This window comes from Arthrobacter glacialis (genome assembly GCF_002909445.1).
GTDB lineage: Bacteria > Actinomycetota > Actinomycetes > Actinomycetales > Micrococcaceae > Specibacter > Specibacter glacialis.
The window spans coordinates 124,077-141,858 of sequence record NZ_PPXC01000007.1 but is presented as its reverse complement, the minus strand read 5'-3'; the positions used below and the strand labels follow the sequence as shown (position 1 = coordinate 141,858).

18 protein-coding genes are annotated in these 17,782 nt (G+C 60.0%); 12 read left to right on the top strand and 6 right to left on the bottom strand.

Translation table 11 applies throughout. The features are described 5' to 3' along the window. Nucleotides 1-161 precede the first annotated feature (161 nt). Nucleotides 162-1,232 carry an anthranilate phosphoribosyltransferase gene (trpD, locus tag CVS27_RS10890; protein WP_243400140.1) on the top strand — a complete coding sequence of 357 codons (1,071 nt, stop codon included), beginning with the start codon at nucleotides 162-164 and terminating at the stop codon, nucleotides 1,230-1,232. 110 nt (nucleotides 1,233-1,342) lie between these two features. On the opposite strand, the gene CVS27_RS10885 is transcribed toward trpD, so the two are convergent. The 3 genes from CVS27_RS10885 to CVS27_RS10875 form a co-directional block, all read right to left on the bottom strand. Then, nucleotides 1,343-2,077: a copper homeostasis protein CutC gene (locus CVS27_RS10885; protein WP_103465757.1), complete on the bottom strand. Its 735-nt coding sequence runs from the start codon at nucleotides 2,075-2,077 to the stop codon at nucleotides 1,343-1,345. Nucleotides 2,078-2,085: 8 nt separating this feature from the next. Next, the gene (locus CVS27_RS10880) at nucleotides 2,086-2,367 is read right to left on the bottom strand and encodes an Lrp/AsnC family transcriptional regulator (protein ID WP_103465756.1); all 282 of its coding nucleotides are present in this window, start codon (nucleotides 2,365-2,367) and stop codon (nucleotides 2,086-2,088) included. A gap of 102 nt (nucleotides 2,368-2,469) precedes the next feature. Then, entirely contained in the window at nucleotides 2,470-2,862 is a 393-nt protein-coding gene (locus tag CVS27_RS10875; protein WP_243399828.1) for a DUF3054 domain-containing protein, read from the bottom strand. A gap of 94 nt (nucleotides 2,863-2,956) precedes the next feature. Here CVS27_RS10875 and CVS27_RS10870 point away from each other — a divergent pair, with 94 nt between their 5' ends. The 4 genes from CVS27_RS10870 to CVS27_RS10855 all read left to right on the top strand — a co-directional run bounded on the left by CVS27_RS10870 (nucleotide 2,957) and on the right by CVS27_RS10855 (nucleotide 6,105). Beyond that, the gene (locus CVS27_RS10870) at nucleotides 2,957-3,178 is read left to right on the top strand and encodes a hypothetical protein (RefSeq protein ID WP_103465755.1); all 222 of its coding nucleotides are present in this window, start codon (nucleotides 2,957-2,959) and stop codon (nucleotides 3,176-3,178) included. 138 nt (nucleotides 3,179-3,316) lie between these two features. Then, complete coding sequence (locus CVS27_RS10865) at nucleotides 3,317-3,790, top strand: VOC family protein (protein ID WP_103465851.1); 474 nt, start codon at nucleotides 3,317-3,319, stop codon at nucleotides 3,788-3,790. 146 nt (nucleotides 3,791-3,936) lie between these two features. Continuing rightward, entirely contained in the window at nucleotides 3,937-5,619 is a 1,683-nt protein-coding gene (locus CVS27_RS10860; protein WP_103465754.1) for an MFS transporter, read from the top strand. Nucleotides 5,620-5,658: 39 nt separating this feature from the next. Continuing rightward, entirely contained in the window at nucleotides 5,659-6,105 is a 447-nt protein-coding gene (locus CVS27_RS10855) for an SRPBCC family protein (protein ID WP_103465753.1), read from the top strand. Nucleotides 6,106-6,151: 46 nt separating this feature from the next. Here the strand turns inward: CVS27_RS10855 and CVS27_RS10850 are convergent, their stop codons facing one another. Further along, on the bottom strand, nucleotides 6,152-6,625 hold the full coding sequence (locus CVS27_RS10850) for a DUF1990 family protein (protein ID WP_103465752.1): 474 nt from the start codon (nucleotides 6,623-6,625) through the stop codon (nucleotides 6,152-6,154). Nucleotides 6,626-6,788: 163 nt separating this feature from the next. Here CVS27_RS10850 and CVS27_RS10845 point away from each other — a divergent pair, with 163 nt between their 5' ends. The 6 genes from CVS27_RS10845 to CVS27_RS10820 all read left to right on the top strand — a co-directional run bounded on the left by CVS27_RS10845 (nucleotide 6,789) and on the right by CVS27_RS10820 (nucleotide 11,130). Further along, the gene (locus CVS27_RS10845) at nucleotides 6,789-7,475 is read left to right on the top strand and encodes a DNA alkylation repair protein (RefSeq protein ID WP_103465751.1); all 687 of its coding nucleotides are present in this window, start codon (nucleotides 6,789-6,791) and stop codon (nucleotides 7,473-7,475) included. Nucleotides 7,476-7,767: 292 nt separating this feature from the next. Beyond that, a complete protein-coding gene (locus CVS27_RS10840; protein WP_103465750.1) occupies nucleotides 7,768-9,231 on the top strand; it encodes an amino acid permease in 1,464 nt (487 codons plus the stop codon). A gap of 160 nt (nucleotides 9,232-9,391) precedes the next feature. After that, entirely contained in the window at nucleotides 9,392-9,931 is a 540-nt protein-coding gene (locus CVS27_RS10835) for a hypothetical protein (protein WP_133162916.1), read from the top strand. Next, the gene (locus CVS27_RS10830) at nucleotides 9,928-10,119 is read left to right on the top strand and encodes a hypothetical protein (protein ID WP_103465748.1); all 192 of its coding nucleotides are present in this window, start codon (nucleotides 9,928-9,930) and stop codon (nucleotides 10,117-10,119) included. The genes CVS27_RS10835 and CVS27_RS10830 overlap by 4 nt, the downstream gene beginning before the upstream one ends. Before the next feature lie 238 nt (nucleotides 10,120-10,357). Further along, the gene (locus tag CVS27_RS10825) at nucleotides 10,358-10,813 is read left to right on the top strand and encodes a DUF6325 family protein (protein WP_243400139.1); all 456 of its coding nucleotides are present in this window, start codon (nucleotides 10,358-10,360) and stop codon (nucleotides 10,811-10,813) included. Between the two features lie 47 nt (nucleotides 10,814-10,860). Then, nucleotides 10,861-11,130 (top strand): SHOCT domain-containing protein, encoded by a 270-nt coding sequence (locus CVS27_RS10820; RefSeq protein ID WP_103465747.1) that lies wholly within the window; start codon nucleotides 10,861-10,863, stop codon nucleotides 11,128-11,130. 1,592 nt (nucleotides 11,131-12,722) lie between these two features. Here CVS27_RS10820 and CVS27_RS10815 read toward each other — a convergent pair. Further along, a complete protein-coding gene (locus tag CVS27_RS10815) occupies nucleotides 12,723-13,502 on the bottom strand; it encodes a type 1 glutamine amidotransferase domain-containing protein (RefSeq protein WP_103465746.1) in 780 nt (259 codons plus the stop codon). A gap of 600 nt (nucleotides 13,503-14,102) precedes the next feature. Next, a complete protein-coding gene (locus tag CVS27_RS20785; protein ID WP_165788293.1) occupies nucleotides 14,103-15,176 on the bottom strand; it encodes an Ig-like domain-containing protein in 1,074 nt (357 codons plus the stop codon). Between the two features lie 1,508 nt (nucleotides 15,177-16,684). On the opposite strand from CVS27_RS20785, the gene CVS27_RS10795 reads away from it, so the two are divergent. Beyond that, on the top strand, nucleotides 16,685-17,524 hold the full coding sequence (locus tag CVS27_RS10795; protein ID WP_103465742.1) for a PhzF family phenazine biosynthesis protein: 840 nt from the start codon (nucleotides 16,685-16,687) through the stop codon (nucleotides 17,522-17,524). The last annotated feature ends 258 nt before the right edge of the window (nucleotides 17,525-17,782 follow it).

The window sequence follows — 17,782 nt, the reverse complement described above, 5'->3', positions numbered from 1 at the left end:
AGAGTTCCCAATGCAAAATGCCGTTTGCCGGATCTTTTTCTACAAACTTGCGAAATTCCGGCGGATTCACAGCCTAAACCCAGATGCGTATGCACAACACGATGCGCGTGTCAATGGTCACATTCCGAAGGCGGCGGCCGATTTCCACTAACATCTTGAGAGTGAATCCTCTCCCAAACACTGTTGCCGACACCCGCACCTGGCCAAACCTCATTGCCGCCTTGATAGCCAAGGAAGACCTCAGCCAGGACGCAACACAGTGGGCCATGAACACCATCATGGCCGGAAACGCCACCGATGTGCAGATTGCCGGGTTCCTGGTGGCCTTGCGTGCCAAGGGCGAAACGGTCGCCGAAGTGACCGGCCTGGTGGAGGCCATGCTGGCCAATGCCCGGCCCATGCATGTTTCCACGGATGCCCTCGATATTGTGGGCACCGGCGGAGACAGGCTCAATACTGTGAACATTTCCACCATGGCCTCCCTGGTCTGCGCCGGCGCAGGGGCCACGGTGGTCAAGCATGGCAACAGGGCCTCCTCCTCCGCCGCAGGCTCGGCAGACGTGCTGGAGAGCCTGGGCGTCCGTCTTGACCTTTCCTTGGAGATGGTGACGCGTGCGGCTAGCGAAGTGGGCATCACTTTTTGCTTTGCCAACTTCTTCCACCCGTCCATGCGACACGCAGCTGTTGCCCGGCGCCAGCTCGGCATTCCCACGGCGTTCAACCTGCTGGGCCCGTTGACCAATCCAGCGCGCGTGAACGCCTCAGCCATTGGTGTTGCGGACGCGCGTCTGGCACCCCTGGTGGCTGGCGTGTTGGCGGCGCGCAACGTGCGAGCCTTGGTGTTCAGGGGCAGCGATGGGCTGGATGAACTCACGACGACGGGCACCTCCACTGTCTGGGAGGTCAGGGACACGTTAGTCACGGAACTTGCTTTTGACCCCTTGGATATTGGCATCCCCAGGGCCACCATTGAAGAGTTGCGCGGCGCCGATGCAGCATTCAACGCTTCCGTTGTTCGGCGCATCCTGGACGGTGAGCGAACACCCGTCCGCGATGCCGTGGTCCTCAATGCGGCCGCGGGCCTTGTGGCCTACGACCAGTCGGCCTCAGGCACCCTGGTGGAACGCATGCACTTTGCCGCAGCCCGGGCCGAGGCGGCCATCGACGGCGGCGCTGCCGCGAACGTTCTGAAGAACTGGGTTGCACTCTCGGCTGAGGGTGCTGGCGAATAGTCTTCGCGCACCAACCCACCGGTTAAACAGGTGAAGGGCTCCCTGGAGGGCCCTTCACGTGTTGTTGGTGAACATGCTCAAGCCAGCACAACCAGGGCCGGCGCCAAGCCCTAGTTCAGAGCGCGCGCCGCGCTGGCAGCCTGCTGCACCACGTCGGCGTCGGTGGCAAAGTAGCTGTGGTCCTCGGCCTGGGCTGCTGCCGTGATGGGCTCGGGCAGGATTTGGGTGACCACGCGCTTGGCCGAGAGGTGAACGTCGCGCAAGCCGGCAGCGTGGAAGGCGGAGAAATCGCCGATGCCAACACCGCCGCCAGCCATGACATCCAACCGACCCTGGGCCGCCTCATGCATGGCCCGCAGTTGTGTCAGGCCCTCACCCGCACGGCCGGCTCCGCCAGAGCTCAGGATGCGCTGCACCCCAAGGTCGGCCAGCTGTGGAACGGCAGCTGCGGCGTCGTGAAGCTTGAGATGGTCCACTGCCCTGTGGAAGGTGATGTGCAGGCCATCCGCTGCCGCAATCAGCGTCTCAACAGTGGAGTAGCCAATGGTGTCCGCCGCGGTCAGGGCGCCAATCACAACGCCCGTGGCACCGGCGTCGCGCAGGGCCTTGATTTCCTCAACCATGAGGGCAACCGCAGCACTGTCATAAACGTAGTCACCGGGGCGCGGCCGGACCAGGGCATGAATGGGCAGGTTCGGTTCGGCGTCGCGAACGCTTTTGAGCAAACCGTGGGACGGTGTGAGCCCGCCCAGTTGCAAAGCGCAGCAGAGCTCAATCCGGTCGGCACCGTGCGCCGCTGCCAGGTGAGCTCCGGGGACATCCTGGACAGCAATTTCGAGGCGCATCCGGCGGTTCAGTGGTCGAAACCGAGGGAGAACGCTGCATCCAAATCAGTTTGCGAATAAGCGCGGAAGGAAATCTGGGTGGTGGTGGAGACAATTGACTTAACCTTGGAAAGCTTGTCGGCGATCACATCTGCCAGCTCCTCATGCTTTTGCACGCGCGCAATGGCAATCAAGTCCCATTCACCCGTCACCGAATAAACCTCACTGATTCCGGCGAGCTCAGAAATCTCTTGGGCGGCTTCGGGTATCCGGGAGGCATCAGTCTTGATCAAGACAAAAGCGGTGATCACAGGCGGGGTCCTTGTCGTGTGGCTTAAGCAGGCGGAAAAATGCTGCGCGATGTCACAAAAACGCAGTTCGTTGCCCCCATCGTAACGCAGGGGATTCGCTAATTATGGGCTTTTGGTGCCACGTGTCACACGTGTTGCAATGAGCCGGTGGCCCAGCAGGAACACGGCCAAAACAAGTGTTGCCACCACCACAAAGGGGGTCGCCGCGGTAGCGCCGGAGAGGATGCGCAAAGCCATTCCGCCGGCCACGGTGATCATCCACAGGCAGACGCCGTGCGGCCACACACGCAGCGGCTGCACCCAGGTGCGGCAAACCAGCCAGCCCACAGCCAGTGCAGCGAGAAATGGCCACGCTGTTTCCAGCACGCCACCCACGGAAAGATTTTCGCTGTGGGAGCTGCGTCCGGACAGGGCAAAGATCAGCACCAGGACAATGTCCGCGGCGATCGTGTAGAAAAGAATCTTCGAACTGGGGCGCGTCTGTGTTTGAGTCACTCATGGAAGTTTAGTCGTAAACTTGCAGAGGTGGCTGTGCCGTTGGGCCGGTCACTCCGGTTGACATTCCCCCTACCGCGACACAGGAGGCGACGTGCGGCTCTGGTTGCTGCGCCTGCTCAACATTGTCCTGGGAGTCGGTGGAGCGCTGCTTTTTCTGGCTGGCGCGATTTCCTTGACGTCCAAGCAGTGGGTGGCGGGGATCCTTCCGCCCACCCTTGCCGTGGTCCTCGGCGGCACGGCCTTTTGCCTCTGGTTGGTCCTGTCTCTGGTGATGGCCGACGCCGTCAAAGCCAAGCCCCGCCGTCGCCCTTAAGAGCGTCGCCGACGAAGAACTCGTCTCGGCGAAAGCTACCGGCAAGTAACCATTGAAGCCGGTGGCCTGCCGCTCTAGGCTCGTCCACAGACCGGAACAGTTGTCTGGTCTGTGTCTCGATGAATGGATGTGGTGGCAATGGCAGGAATTGGTACATGTTTGTGGTTTGATGGCCAGGCGGAAGAAGCAGCAAGTTTTTATGTGGGGTTGTTCCCGAATTCCCGCATTACGGACGTGGCACGTTGGGGTGAAGGCGGCCCGGGGGAGCCCGGCACTGCATTAACAGTTGCCTTCGAACTGGATGGGCGCAGTTTTCGTGGCCTGAACGGCGGCCCCATGTACTCCTTTACGGAGGCAATCTCCTTTGAGCTGTTCTTTGACAACCAGGAAGAGCTGGATGCCACGTGGAATGCCTTGACGGCCGACGGCGGCGAGGAAAGCCAATGCGGCTGGCTCAAGGACAAATTCGGGGTGTCCTGGCAATTGATTCCCGCCATGCTCACCAGTGTTCTCAATGGTCCCGACCCGGAAGGCTCACAGCGCGCCATGGCCGCCATGCTGGGCATGCAAAAGCTCGACATTGCCGCATTGCAGGCCGCTTACGACGGCTAAGCGGTCTGTGCTGGATGTTGTATTACGGCACGCTTGAATTCTTCTAACGAAATTGCGTCGTCCTGCTTAGACTGAAGATCACGTATCCCGGCTGAAGCCGGGCCGGATCTGGTGTGTGGCCGGCCGGAGGAGAGAAAGGCCTGCTGATGTCCAGTCGTCAAGTACCGGCAGGGGCCGCTGAGGCTGTTGCCCACGCGTCGTGGCTGCCACTCATTGTGGTGGTTCTAACCCAAATTCAAGCATCGTTTGCCGTGAACGCGCTGACAGTATCCATGCAGGGCATCACCACGGACCTGAACACGCCCGCCACGAACATTGGCACGGCCATCACCGCCGGAACGTTCGCCATGGCCGCGTTCATCCTGCTCGGGGCCAAGGTGGGGGCCAAGTTTGGTTCACGCAAGGTCTTCCAGATCGCCGTGGCCATCCACGGGCTCTCCATGGCTGCGGTGGCGCTAAGCGTCAGCCCGGTCATGCTCTTTGTTGCCCAGGCGCTGTCCGGAGCAGTGATCGCCTTGATTGCACCGGCCCTGGTGGTCTTCATCGCGGCCAACTTCAAGGGGGACCAGCAGGCCAAGTCCATTGGCTTCCTTGCGGCGGCCATCCCGGCAGCAGGGGTGCTGGCACTGCTGATTGCCGGATCCTTCGCCTCAACCATCGGCTGGCGCTACTCCTTTGGGCTCATTGTGCTGCTGGCAATTGTGAACTTTGCCTTGAGCTTCAAGCTCAAGAACATTGCCCCGATGCCCGAGGTGGCCATCGACTGGGTGGGGGCCATGGTTGCGGCCGTGTCCATCATTTTCCTGAGCTTCGGCTTCAGTGGCATGAACTCCTGGGGCGTGGTGATGGCCACCGAGGCCGCGCCGTTCAATGTGCTGGGCCTGTCACCGGCGCTGGTCCTGATTGTGCTGGGCATCATTGGCGGACAGGTGTTCTTCATGTGGCTGCGCAAGCAAAAGTCGCTGGGACGCCCGCAAATCTTTGACCTTGACGTGTTGAAGTCGGGGCAGGAGAAGGCCACCACGTTCGCCATGGCTGCCATGCTGTTTGTGGGCACGGCGGCGAACTTCCTGATTCCCCTGTACATCCAGATTGTGCAGGGCCGCTCAAGCTTCCAAACCTCCATCTCCATCATTCCCTACACGCTGTCCATCTTTGTGGCCAGCTCCATGGTGGCCCAGTTCTACGATAAGTTCACGCCCCGGAAGCTGGCACGCATGGGCTTTGTTGTGGTGTCACTGGGCCTCATTCTGCTGGCCTTCACCATCAGCAACAGCTGGGGCCAGATCTTCGTGGTGCTGGGCCTGATCACCCTGGGCCTGGGCCAGGGTGCCATTGTGGCCCTGGTGTTCAACACCTTGCTGTCGGCATCCCCCAAAAGGCTTGCCGGTGACGTGGGTGCCTGGCGCGGGTTGGTGCACAACATTTCCGGCTCGGTGGGCATCGCGGTGGCGAGCGTGTTCGCCGTCTCGATCCTGGCCATGAGTGTCACGGCGGGCATGAGCGCCCACGATGAGATCCCGGCCGATCTGCAGCAGCAGATTCCGTTGGACAGCGTGAATTTTGTGACCAACGACCACCTCAAGGATTTCCTGGCCACCACCTCGGCAACCGCCGCCCAGGTGGATGCCGCCGTGAAGGTTAATGAGGACGCCCGCCTGCAGGCCCTGAAGATTTCCCTCCTCGGACTGGCGGCCATCGCCATGCTGGCGATAGTGCCGGCTGGCCGGATGCCGAACAGGCTGCCGGGGGACCTGCCCGAGGACCTCTCCAGCGGCCGCCCGCCCACCACGGCGGAATTGGCCGCTGAAGCTAAACTTCGCGACTGAGTGCCTTCATGCCCGTTGGCTTCTGGGATACTGGCAACCATGCCTGCCTCCTTTGAATGTGTCACCCGAACCACCATGAGCCGAGCTGAGTTGTTTCACCTTTCTCTGAGTATTGATGCACACACGGAGTCGATGGGGCATTCGAAGGAAACGGCCGTTGCCGGAGTGACATCCGGGTCGATTGGTCTGGGGGAGGAAGTAACGTGGCGGGCCTGGCACTTCGGCGTTCCGCTGCGCATGACCTCCAGGATCACCTATCTGGAAGCGCCCAGCTGTTTTGTTGATGAGCAAGTCAACGGCCCGTTCCGCTATTTCCGGCACGTTCACGACTTTCGCGAGGACGCTGCCGGGACCACCATGACTGAGCGAATCGAATTCGCTGCCCCTTTTGGTCCGTTGGGGCGTTTGGTGGAGAAGATGGTTCTGACCCGGTACTTGAAGAAGCTCATTGAGACGCGGAACGAGTTCCTGGTTTCCGGCGCATAGCGTCCACACGAGTGCGGGGCTTGGCCACTGCGTCGTTCCAGCCGGCTCACAGCAGTGCGCGCAGGTACCGCCGTCGAACTACTAGTTGTGCGAGCAAGAGGATCGGGAACAGGGCGCGCCACGGTTGCTGCGGTGCCGCGCGGGTGAGCGATCGGATACTCAGATGCACCTGGTCTCCCTTGCGGTGGATAATGAATGCTTCCTCGCCGCTGACCGGATGCCCGGGCAGAGTCTTGTAAGCGAAACCCACCCGGTCCGGCTGCTCCACCACGGCCACTACTTCCACAGGCTCATGAACCGTTATCCCGAACATCCGTGCCGTGACGATCACACGCTGGCCGGGCGCAACAGATTCGGTTGAATCCACGGAGAATCCACTTGCGGTCTTCACTTTCCAGCGCAGCACTTCAGTTGCAGCGCGTTCCCAGACGCCGTCACCGTTTCCCACCACGGCTGTGACTTCCGAACGTCGGTACTGGGCATCGCCGTGTGGCCAGACACCTAGATCGGGGCTTGTCATGGGTTGTCCCTTTCGCGATCCAGCTGACTGTCAGGTCCTTAGAATCTAGCCCATGCCGCTCTGAGCCGAACAGAAAAGCCAAGTGCCCGGCGTCACCCGTTCTCCTGCTTGTGGGTACCTTCCGAGTACGCTGGAACCTACCCATGATGGACAGGAGCGCACGATGGCCCAGGCAACGATGATGAGTGCTGCGGCAAGCCAGGTGTTGGCCGAGTTGGCTGCGCTGGAGGATCCGAAAGCCCGCGCCGTAAACGAGAAGCATGGTGACGACCACGGTGTTAACCTGGGCAAGCTGCGCGCCATGGCGAAACGGCTGAAGACGCAGCAGGAGCTTGCCCGCGAGCTGTGGGCCACGGGCGACACCCCGGCGCGGCTGGTGGCGCTGCTGATTTGCCGCCCCAAGGATTTTGGGCGCGATGAACTGGATGCCATGATGCGCGAGGCCCGGATACCCAAGGTGAACGAGTGGCTGGTGAACTACGTGGTGAAGAAGAGCCCGCATGCCCAGGAATTGCGGGTGGCCTGGTTCACCGATCCGGACGCGTCGGTAGCCAGTGCCGGGTGGGCGCTGACCAGCGAACGGGTGGTGAAGAAGCCCCAAGGACTGGATCTTGCGGAATTGCTGGACATCATTGAAGCGCAGATGAAGGAAGCTCCGGACCGGCTGCAGTGGGCCATGAACTTTTGCTTGGCCCAGATCGGTATTGAGCACGCCGAGCACCGCGCCCGGGCCCTTGACATTGGGGAGCGTCTGGAAGTGCTCAAGGACTACCCAACTCCACCAAACTGCACCTCGCCGTTCGCACCCAGCTGGATCAACGAGATGGTGCGACGCAACAACGAAAAATAGTTGGATTGGCGGCCCGGGCTGATCCGGGTGCCGCCCAAGGTGCACCGATTCCTGCTTTGTGACAATTCCCCGTCATAATGGTCAGTGTCGTTGCGTCAGATAGGAGCTCATGGAGCCAATCTCCGCCCGACATTTCAGGGTCCAGCAGGCCCGGATCCAAGAACCTGGCACTGTCTTGATCCGTCAATGACCACCAGTCGGGAAGCCAAAAATGAGCAATATATCTGTTGCACCTCAAGAAGAATCTCCAACGAAGCCAGTCCCCGCCAGCGGAATACAGCCCGGCACTCCCATGGACCAGGCAGAGAATGAACTCAAACGAGGGCTGAGCAGCCGCCACCTCCAGATGATCGCCATCGGTGGCGCCATCGGCACCGGCCTCTTCGTAGCTTCAGGTGGAACCATTGCCCAAGCCGGCCCCGGCGGTGCACTGGTTGCCTACCTCTTGGTGGGCCTGATGGTCTTCTTGCTGATGCAGTCCCTGGGGGAAATGTCTGCAAAAATTCCCGTGGCGGGCTCATTCCAAACCTACGCAACCCGCTTCGTATCGCCGTCGTTCGGGTTCGCCATCGGCTGGAACTACTGGTTCAACTGGGCCATCACCGTGGCTGCCGAGCTGGTCGCCGCGGGAATCATCATGGACTTCTGGTTTCCCGGGGTGCCTGGGTGGCTCTGGGCCGGAGTTTTCCTTGTTCTGCTCACGGCAATGAACGCACTCTCGGCCAAGGCCTTTGGCGAAAGCGAATTCTGGCTGTCACTGATCAAGGTGGTGGCAGTCGTGCTTTTCCTGGTGGCAGGTGTGCTGATGATCTTTGGCATCCTGGGCGATAATTCACCGGGATTCAGCAACTGGCAAAACCGTGAAGATGTGTTCCACGGCGGCTGGGTTTCCATCATTTCCGTCTTCATGATCGCCGGGTTCTCCTTCCAAGGTACCGAGCTGGTGGGTGTTGCAGCAGGGGAGGCCAAGAACCCGCGCCGGGAAGTTCCCCGAGCAATCCGCTCCGTCTTCTGGCGCATCATGATCTTTTACATTGGCGCCATCTTCGTCATCGGTTGCCTGATTCCGTTCACCGACCCGAGCCTGTTGGCCTCCGGGGAAGCAGACATTGCAGCGTCCCCGTTCACCCTGGTCTTTGAACGTGCGGGAATTGCCTTTGCGGCTGCCTTGATGAATGCCGTGATCCTTACGGCCATCCTCTCCGCAGGCAATTCCGGCCTCTACGCCTCAACCCGGATGCTCTATGCAATGGCCCATGATGGCAAGGCGCCGAAGATCTTCGGCCGGACCAACTCACGCGGCGTCCCCATGGCTGCGTTATTGGCCACGGCCGCGGTGGGACTCTTTGGGTTCCTCAGTGCCATCGTCGGCCAAGGGGCCGCCTATGCGTGGCTGCTCAATGTCTCCGGATTGTGCGGCTTTATTGTCTGGGCAGGCATCGCGCTCTCGCACTACCGCTTCAGGCGCGGATTCCTCGCCCAAGGCAACAAGGTGAGCGATTTGCCCTACAAGGCGTCGTTTTTCCCGATTGGACCGCTGCTGGCATTCGCCGTCCTTATTGTGGTGGTTGCCGGGCAAAACTACCAGGCCGTTCTGGCGGGACGTGGGCTGGAAATCCTTTCTTCCTACATCGGCATTCCGATCTTCTTGGGCCTGTGGCTGGTCCACCGACACGTCACCGAATCACGAGTTGTTCCCCTCCTCGACATGGATCTCAGTGGACCGAAAGACGTTGAAGAGGACGCTTCCTCGTAGGCCTTGTGGGTCGAGGGGGATCGGCTCGGTGGCATGTTCGACGTCGGGAGCTGGCTCCGGTGAGCAACCCTCCCGTTGCAGGGTTGCATCCATGCGATGGTTCAGGTCGGTGCGGTGGTGTCGTAGGCATTTGGACACCGGTACGGCTTAGGCTGAGTTGGTGACACCTACTCCCGTTCCCAGCCCCTCAGACCCCGTGCAATGGTGGGATCTTTTCGCGTCCATCGGGCCCATGGCGATTATCTTGGGCGCTTTGGTGGCAGGGCTCGTGGGGTGGAGGACGATTCGTCAGCGCACTGTTGCTGACGCTCGCAGCGAGTGGTGGAAGCGAACGCAGTGGGCCATCGAAATGGCTCGCGAGAAGGATCCGGACGCGAGAACGCTCGGATTCTCAATCCTCACGTTGCTGGCCAAAAGCAAGCTGGCTGCCCGTGAGGAGCTGCTGTTGCTCGACGAAGCCCTGCGAACACTCAAGAACCCCACCAACGGTGAGCGGGCTGTAGTTCAGCCAATTGAGCCGGAGGCGGTGTCCGGGTCAGAGCCGGAGGCAACCCCTCTAAAGGATCAGTCAGCGTGGAAGATATTCTGGCAACGACTGACAGGGTCGGCGCCAGGCAATGAGTACGTGCAGACTGATCTGGACTCAGAGGACGACAACGGCAACAATGGAAGCAACGACGAAAATGAGGAGCTCCCGTGAGTCTGATGACACCAGCATCGAAAAAAGAGCAGGGCTTTCAGCAGGTGAGCGACCCAAATACAGCGCCAAGGTCTCTCGGTGAACAACGCGCGCAGATTGCCGCTGCACGGCTTCAGGTAACACTTGACCGCCGGCTGGGGCGCAAGTCCTCATCTGCGGACAAGGCCTTGGCCAAGAAACCGCTCTAGGCTTTCCGCCGGGCGCGGAGGGCTAGGACGGGACGGTCAACAACTTCGGGTGGAAGATATCGCCGCGGTCGGTAGCTGCCATGCGGGCGCAGAACCCCGGGTCATGCGGGTCATGGACCACCGCCATGTCCGGCCACACGAAGCCATCGCGTTCAAGAGACCCCGCCAAACGTTTGACGTGAGACTCCTTGTAGGAGCACCGGAGCTCACGTACTGTGAAGAAAATCACACTCGAACGATGCGAACGGCGGCAACCATGGCGGACAACGATGAGATCGGCCCGGTCGACTACCTAGTGGTGGAGTTTCCGGGGAATCGGATGACGGGAGAAGGGTTCCCCATCTTGGTCGACCTGGTCGATCGAGGGATTATCCGCATCCTCGATCTGGTGTTCATCCACAAGGCTTCCGACGGGGCAGTGACCGTGTTGAACGTTGCAGACTTTGATGGTGACGGCCAGCTTGATCTCGCTGTTTTCGACGGGGCTTCATCGGGTCTCCTTGACGATGACGACATCGCCGAAGCGGGTGGCGTCATCCAGGCGAATAGCTCGGCGGGCGTCGTCATTTACGAGAACCTTTGGGCAGTGCCCTTCATCGGTGCTCTACGGCGAGGGGGAGCGGAACTGGTCGCGAGCGGGCGGATCCCGTCCGCAGACCTTGTGGCTGCGCTCCAGGCCACCGACGCCGGTTAACCCACGCGGCGAATTGCACGACTCCAATCAACTAAGGAGAGACTACTATGCCAGGACTTCTCAGGGGCATCGCCCGCACCGCCATTATCTCAGGAACCGCCACCGCCGTCTCCAATAACGTCTCACGACGACAGGCCAATAGATGGTCTCAACAGGCGAGCAGCCCCGAACCACTGCCGACCGCGGCCACGCCGGCCGCCTTGCCCCCCTCTGCCGAAGACCCGGTCGTTCTGCTCACGCAGCTCGCCGAACTGTACTCCAAGGGATTACTCACCGACGAAGAGTTCACCCGCCAAAAACAAAGAATTTTGGGCTAAACCCGATACCGCTTAGTGGTTACTGGCGCCTGGGCGGGCCCGAGGCAACAAGATGCTGGTCGGTGTCGCAACTGAAGTCATGGGGCTGCTGGGGTTCGGCCGGTGCCGCATGGTCATGCTTGAAGACGCGTCCGCCGCAATCCAACATCCGTGCGTATCCCACTGCATTGCTCCAGGCCCCGCGGTGACTACCGATGGCCAAAGCGGGTACCGCCGTACCTCACGGAGTCGCAGATTGTTGTTTTGCAGTCGTCTCCAGCCCGCACTGCTGGGGCATCCAAGCTGCCTCGAATGTTCCCGGGCCGATCGCCTTGTCGCGATGCACGTGCCAACAACCCCGGCCAAGTGGAGAGCCCATAGCTGGATCCAATGCTCGATGACGCCAGGGAATCAGTCCAGTGCGAAACCTTGGGCGGGATGCCCCATCCGTGGATCCGTCAGAGCAGCACAACACTGTTCCCGTCAACCTCCAACGCCTGACCGTCACGAAGAGCCCAATAGGGTTTGCTTGCCCACGTCGACCTGGACCATTCCGTACCTGGACAAGGCCTCCACCGTCGAGTCGTACTTGTCAAGGCCCAACAGGCTTGGTGGGAGGACACAACCCCCTGCACTGATTCCGGCGCATGGAGTCATTCTCCCGACTGTTTGCGGCCATGGTTCGGCCGACAGCGATGACTTCGCGCCCTCCTAAGCGTGGTCGGGGGCTCGCCACAGTGGGCAATCGACATGTGAAAGATTCAGTCGTCAAGGTTTAGCTCGCCAATTCGATTGAAATCGGTTTGCTTGTGCTTCGCCGTGGGTAGGCTGTCATGAGCGACACGGTCCGCTCAAGACGGGCAATGACGATCTTGCATGGGGCCGGGAAACTCTCGATTGCCTGAACTCGCAGATCGACGGGTGGGTGCTCGCGAGCCCACTCGCACACGGCCTCTTTCAGGTGTTCTACCCGGCCGGGCTCGAAAAAACCACGCAGTATAACGTGTCCGGTGAAGGGGTGGCTGACTACATCCGGCGGCAGGACGGAGCACCACCTGTTGGTGGCCCTCGAGCGAGGCGAGTTGCTCCGGACCGGCCATGAAAGAACGGACCCTCGAATCTCTAGCAGGGCTTTCGGGAGGCCACTCCTTATCTGGACGGCGGCGACAATGCGCCACATGGCTGTGCTTCGGCTCAGTTCGCACCAACAAGCGTGCCACCGGGTTCCGCGTTCCAGGCGCGAGCGGAAGCGACAGAAAGGTCCTGAATGCAAAAAATACTTTTTGCATTCAGGACCTTTCCCGAGGAGCCCCAAAAACACTGTGGGGCTCCTCTTGACTACTATGAGGAGGCGTTCTAGATCGCTGAGACGATCCAAATGACCAAGGCAATGGCCACCAAAACACCTACGATTGTCCATACAAGACTGCTTCCGCGCATGTAGTAACTCCCGTTCTCTTCGTTGTCATCTCCCATAAAACTTATAAGAGACATTGTTCACTTTATAGGTACCGGGAGTGCCTCAACGCTCGAGTACACGCCAGCGCCATTAATTTTTTTTCGTGATCGTCCGCAGGGTGCCGTTACACGGATTCTCCCACGCTTGTGCGTGGTTAGTGCTCCGCGTCTGCCGCGGCTTTCTTCTTGGCGTTTTTCTCGGCGTCGTGCTCTGCGCGCAGAGCTTCCGCCTCATGTTGCTCTTCTGCCTTTTCCTGGTGGATTACCTCGGCAAAGAGCTTCTCCATCTCCTTGGCCACGCCAGCAGCTGAGGCCGGGTTTTGTCCGGTTACCAGCCGGCCGTCGACCACAACTTGCTCCTCGAAGACGTCGGCGGGGATGTGAGTGGCGCCCTGTTCCACAAGCCGGTCTGTCAGGAAGAACGGGATGACCTTGTCCTTCCCTGCCGCAACCTCCTCGTCGTTGGTGAAGGCAGCCACATTGCGGCCTTGGACGAGGCCGAGCCCGTTCGGTAATTTCACGTTCACCAGGCCGGCCGGTCCGTGGCAGACTGCGCCCACCAAGCCGCCGGAGTTGTAGACGCTGGACACCAGGTTCGCCAAGCCTTCGCTGTCCGGGAAGTCCCACATGGTGCCGTGGCCTCCCACGAGGTAGACGGCGTCGTACTGTTCGGGATCAACGACGTCGACGCGGGCGGTGTTGTAAAGGCCGGCGCGTGTGGCCTCGTCCTTGGTGAAGGCAACCTGGATGGGATCGTCGGAGTCGACTTCATCGCGAGGGGGCTGGCCGCCCTGGATGGAGGCGAAGTCAACGAAATGTCCGGAATCCTTGAAGACCTTCCAAGGATGTGCGGCCTCGGCCACGTTGTAGCCGGTCTTCTCTCCTGTATTACCGATCTCGGAAACGCTGGTCAGAACCATGAGGATTTTCTTCATGAAGTGCTCCTTTCGTCCACTTCCCACCCTAGGCGAGTGTCTGGCGACCTGCCAGTCCAATGCTGCGCCTCCCGACTTAATCTACGTCGGTGAATGTTCACCATGGAGCTCACCTGGGTCTGTGGCCCTGATAGCTTCGACGTGGAGGGGTTTCATTTCCTTGTCCACGAGATGGCCGAGCCGAGGGGAGGCCTGACCTGGATTCGCGACTAGCTTGGCAGTCGTCGCGACATCATTCAAGGACCGACACGTCATCGATTGGACCGGCGGAACACTTAATTGGACAAGAACGGGTGCGGATGCCGGCGGCTTCTTTGTCGCTGAATTCCACCGCGACGGACATAGGCGAGCATCTCCTGAAGTTGGGCTCGGGTTCTTGTGAAACCGGCGTCAGGATTCGCAGACAAGAACGCCAATGACAAGAAGGCTTTTTCGGCCCTGACCAGTTCGAGGCCCGAGGCGTCCTCGTCAATCGTGTTCCCGTGGTGAGCATTGAACGCAAAGACGGCCGGAGCGACCCCGCATTCGGGGTGTCGCGCCGGCCCTCAGTGGTTGAACCGTGAAGCAGCGTCCGCACTAGCTAACTCCGAGTCTTTCCGCTCAGTGCTGACTGCGGCGACGGGTGGACATGAACAGGCCGACAAGTCCCAACGCAAGCAGCAGCCCGCCGCCTGTAATCAGTAACTTGGCGGACGATCCTGTGGTGGCCAAGTCATCCTTGTTCGACTGTGAAGTTGAACCGTTGGTCAGGACCGCAACAGGGTTCGTCGTTGGGTTCTGTGTCGGATCCTCCATGGGGTCCGTTGTCGGATCTGTCGCGGCGTCCGTTGCCGGATCAGTGGCTGGTTCCGTCGCGGGATCAGTAGCAGCGTCTGTTGTCGGATCAGTGGCTGGTTCCGTTGAGGGAGTTGGACCGGCGTTGACCGTCACGACAACCTCGGCCCGAGCCGACAATCCGTTCCCATCGAAAAATTCGTAGTTAACCGGGGCCGTAACGCCCGTGAACTCAGGCAGCGGAGTAAATGTGACAACACCCGTGGCAGTATCAACACTCCAGGTACCCTCTCCCGGAACAACAAGGCTCTCCATCCGGTCCCCACTGATCGGATCAAGGAAGCGAACCGTTGTGGGGTCGATATCTCCTGAACCCTTGGTGTCATTACCGAGTACAGGAATGTCCACAGCTACACCAGGATTAGTCGTCTCTTCATTATTTTCAGCAACCGGAGGCATGCAACCCTCCAGCGGATCGTTGTTGGTGCCCACATTGGCGGCAGGGATTGGCACCATGCCGTTTCCGATGTCCCAGCGAAGATTCGCGGAGGATCCTTCGATTTGGTCCTGCATGTAGAGGCGGATGCCCCGAATGTTGGAGCACCTGTCCCCGACGTCAGTACTCACGTTCACGGAGACCTGCAAACCGACAGTTGAATTGCGAGCCGTTTCAGCTTCGCCAACGAAGGCGAGATTGGCGAAGGTCCGGTCTGTGGAGGCCATGAACGCGAGATATTCGGCCCGCGAGGTGTTATCTCGGCCTAGGTTGCTGGCCTCAAACGTGATCTGTCCACTGGCCGTGGCGGGGAATCTGACGTAGCCCTCCGTGATGTACCACTCGGCTGTGGTCCGTGAGATGCCGCCCACCCCGCAGGTGGCCGGGGCGATGTCTGTAACCAAGGCATCAGCGACTTCACATTTGGTGGGAGCGGCCGGCGACCAAGGGCCTCCAACAACTGGAAGGTCAGGCTGGTTGTTAGCATCGACTCCGCTGAAAATGGATGCGAGGAGGTTATCCGTTGAATGCGTTCGCTCGTTGCACGTCAGGTCCCTGGCAGCGACTGAGCTCACGCCGATGTTCTGCACAGCCTCGGTGATGCCGACGCTGGTGCCGCAGTTGGCGACAGGGGTGCCTGTACCTTCAAGTATCGCCTGCCTATTGGCTGTCTCACTCGGGTACCAGTGGTCCGCGATATCCGCGCATTGGGTTCTTAGATTCGGAGCGATGACGTTTGTGAATCCGCAAGCAACACTGGTTGCACGAACGGTCAATTTCCCATCTGCGGCTGCGGCTGCGGGTTGACTGTTGATGAATATCAACGAAGCCGCTGCTAGGAGTAGAACCAGAAAGACGGCACCGACCCGTTCGAATCTCTTAATAAGATGTGCTCGTGGTGGGCCAAAGCCCTTGTCTGTTTTTCCCTGCATCTGTAGCAAAATGGCGCACGTATCCTGGCAGCTGGTTATTCTCGTGGTTTGGGCAAAAAAATGGCCCAAAAATATCTGAACCTATAATGTAACACAATGAAAAAGAATAATTTGACACAAAGCAGCAAAGTATGGGTAGGCCAGTTTGAGTGCTTTGAGTATCATTCCGGCCACGCTGCCGGAATGGCAATACCCTGACCTGCGGATGGCGGATCGCCACGCACCTCAGACGCGGGACCCCCCTAGATCTTCAGGGCGCAGCCCTCCGAGCCGCCAGGAATCAACCATGCTCCCACGATTAGTGCAGGCAACTCCACTACTGGGGTGCGACTCCCGCAATACCGCGCCGGCCCCCTGCCTAGTCGCCAACGAGACAAACATGTGCCAACAGTGTCTTTCGGCACCTTGAAACTCATCTCAGTGACAAAAATCGAAAACTAGCCGTAGGGGCAATAATCAACTCTAGATTTGGAATAAAGCTGCGCTTTCGGACAGTGACAGGCGATGGGGGAGTGGAAATGTTGCCCAAATTTAGTTTCCAGCCCGAAAGTTTGGAGTTATTTCCTCGTAAGTTCGGCTACCCCGTGATGTGTTTTAGCCGACCGGCCTAAAATGGCGGGGTGATGGAGCTTCAACCTCGGGCCGGGTGGATTACCCAAGCTCCAATAGAGGAAGGAATTTTGCTCCCAGAAATGACTGCAGCACAATCAATGCACTGACCCGCACCGTGTCGAGGAAAACTCCACCACACCACGAGATGCTAACCTTCCTGGATCTGAGCCGCATCCAGGCCGACCCTGCGTGACGGAACTGCATCCTCACGCAGGTGCTTACTGCACTCCCACGTTGATGTCGTATGTGGCGGACATTGCCTTGGCGGGCATCCAGCCAGCTTAGGTAAATTGGCCATGTACTGGCGTGCGGCTTTGGGGTCTGATGGAGGTCGAACCCCATTGCCTTTTCCTTGAAAGGAAGCCCTCATGAGTGATTTCGCTTTCGCCCAGGTCGACGTGTTCTCTAGTTCCGCTTACCTTGGAAATCCCGTGGCCGTTGTACTGGCCGCCGACGGACTGACGGACGAAGCGATGCAGCGGGTGGCCCGCTGGACGAACTTGTCCGAAACCACTTTCATCCTGCAGCCCACAACCCCCGATGCCGACTACCGCCTGCGTATCTTCACCCCAGGGGGTGAACTGCCATTCGCCGGACATCCAACGCTTGGATCGGCCCACGCCTGGCTGGAGCGGGGCGGAAGTCCGCGATCGGGCGAACACGTCATCCAGGAATGCGCCGCGGGTCTCATCGAGCTACGCCGAAACGGCGACGCTCTCTCCTTCGCGGCCCCTCCGACGCTTCGTTCCGGCCCGGTCGAGGAATCCTATGTCACGGACATCGCCTCCGCATTCGGCATTGACCGCGACCTCATCCTGGACCACCAATGGGTCGACAATGGCCCAGGTTGGGCCGTCGTGCGACTCGCCACGGCAGCGGAGGTCCTCGCCCTGGAACCCGATCTGTCCCGGATGCCCGAGGCGATGATTGGTGTGCTTGGCGCTTGTCCCGAAGGTTCAGAGCATGCGTTTGAGCTGCGCACCTTCGCACCCGGAGTCGGCGTCGCCGAGGACCCTGTATGCGGCAGCATGAACGCCAGCGTGGGCCAGTGGCTTACCTCCACGGAAACCGAACCCACCTCCTACCGGGTATCGCAGGGTGCACGCGTCGGACGTGCCGGCAACATCGAGGTCAGTACCGACGCCAACGGCAAAGTCTGGGTCGGCGGATCCACCATCACGTGCATCCGAGGCACCATTACTCTGTAAGGACAAGCACGGGCGAGGCCACCCCTTGGTCTTCGGTGGTCAGGCGGCAGGCAGATGTCATTGGCCTCGGCATGCCGCCTTTGGTCTCAAAAAATGGGGTCTTGCCCGAACGACGTTTCAGAGAGGGCGTGCCCAACGAGGTTCTGACGGGGAATCCGTGGGGTCGCACGAGGTCCACTGAGAAGGTGACTACGCAGATGGAGGGGGCTCCTCGTCGGGAGGGCCATTGTTGAAGCGTCCGTCGCGGCGGTTCTGGGT

What these genes read in the sequence shown, in the direction of transcription:
- CVS27_RS10885 (WP_103465757.1), bottom strand. Translation starts at nt 2,077, where the DNA reads ATGCGCCTCGAAATTGCTGTCCAGGATGTCCCCGGAGCTCACCTGGCA.
- CVS27_RS10865 (WP_103465851.1), top strand. Translation starts at nt 3,317, where the DNA reads ATGGCAGGAATTGGTACATGTTTGTGGTTTGATGGCCAGGCGGAAGAA.
- CVS27_RS10860 (WP_103465754.1), top strand. Translation starts at nt 3,937, where the DNA reads ATGTCCAGTCGTCAAGTACCGGCAGGGGCCGCTGAGGCTGTTGCCCAC.
- CVS27_RS10855 (WP_103465753.1), top strand. Translation starts at nt 5,659, where the DNA reads ATGCCTGCCTCCTTTGAATGTGTCACCCGAACCACCATGAGCCGAGCT.
- CVS27_RS10850 (WP_103465752.1), bottom strand. Translation starts at nt 6,625, where the DNA reads ATGACAAGCCCCGATCTAGGTGTCTGGCCACACGGCGATGCCCAGTAC.
- CVS27_RS10845 (WP_103465751.1), top strand. Translation starts at nt 6,789, where the DNA reads ATGGCCCAGGCAACGATGATGAGTGCTGCGGCAAGCCAGGTGTTGGCC.
- CVS27_RS10840 (WP_103465750.1), top strand. Translation starts at nt 7,768, where the DNA reads ATGGACCAGGCAGAGAATGAACTCAAACGAGGGCTGAGCAGCCGCCAC.
- CVS27_RS10825 (WP_243400139.1), top strand. Translation starts at nt 10,358, where the DNA reads ATGCGAACGGCGGCAACCATGGCGGACAACGATGAGATCGGCCCGGTC.
- CVS27_RS10820 (WP_103465747.1), top strand. Translation starts at nt 10,861, where the DNA reads ATGCCAGGACTTCTCAGGGGCATCGCCCGCACCGCCATTATCTCAGGA.
- CVS27_RS10815 (WP_103465746.1), bottom strand. Translation starts at nt 13,502, where the DNA reads ATGAAGAAAATCCTCATGGTTCTGACCAGCGTTTCCGAGATCGGTAAT.
- CVS27_RS10795 (WP_103465742.1), top strand. Translation starts at nt 16,685, where the DNA reads ATGAGTGATTTCGCTTTCGCCCAGGTCGACGTGTTCTCTAGTTCCGCT.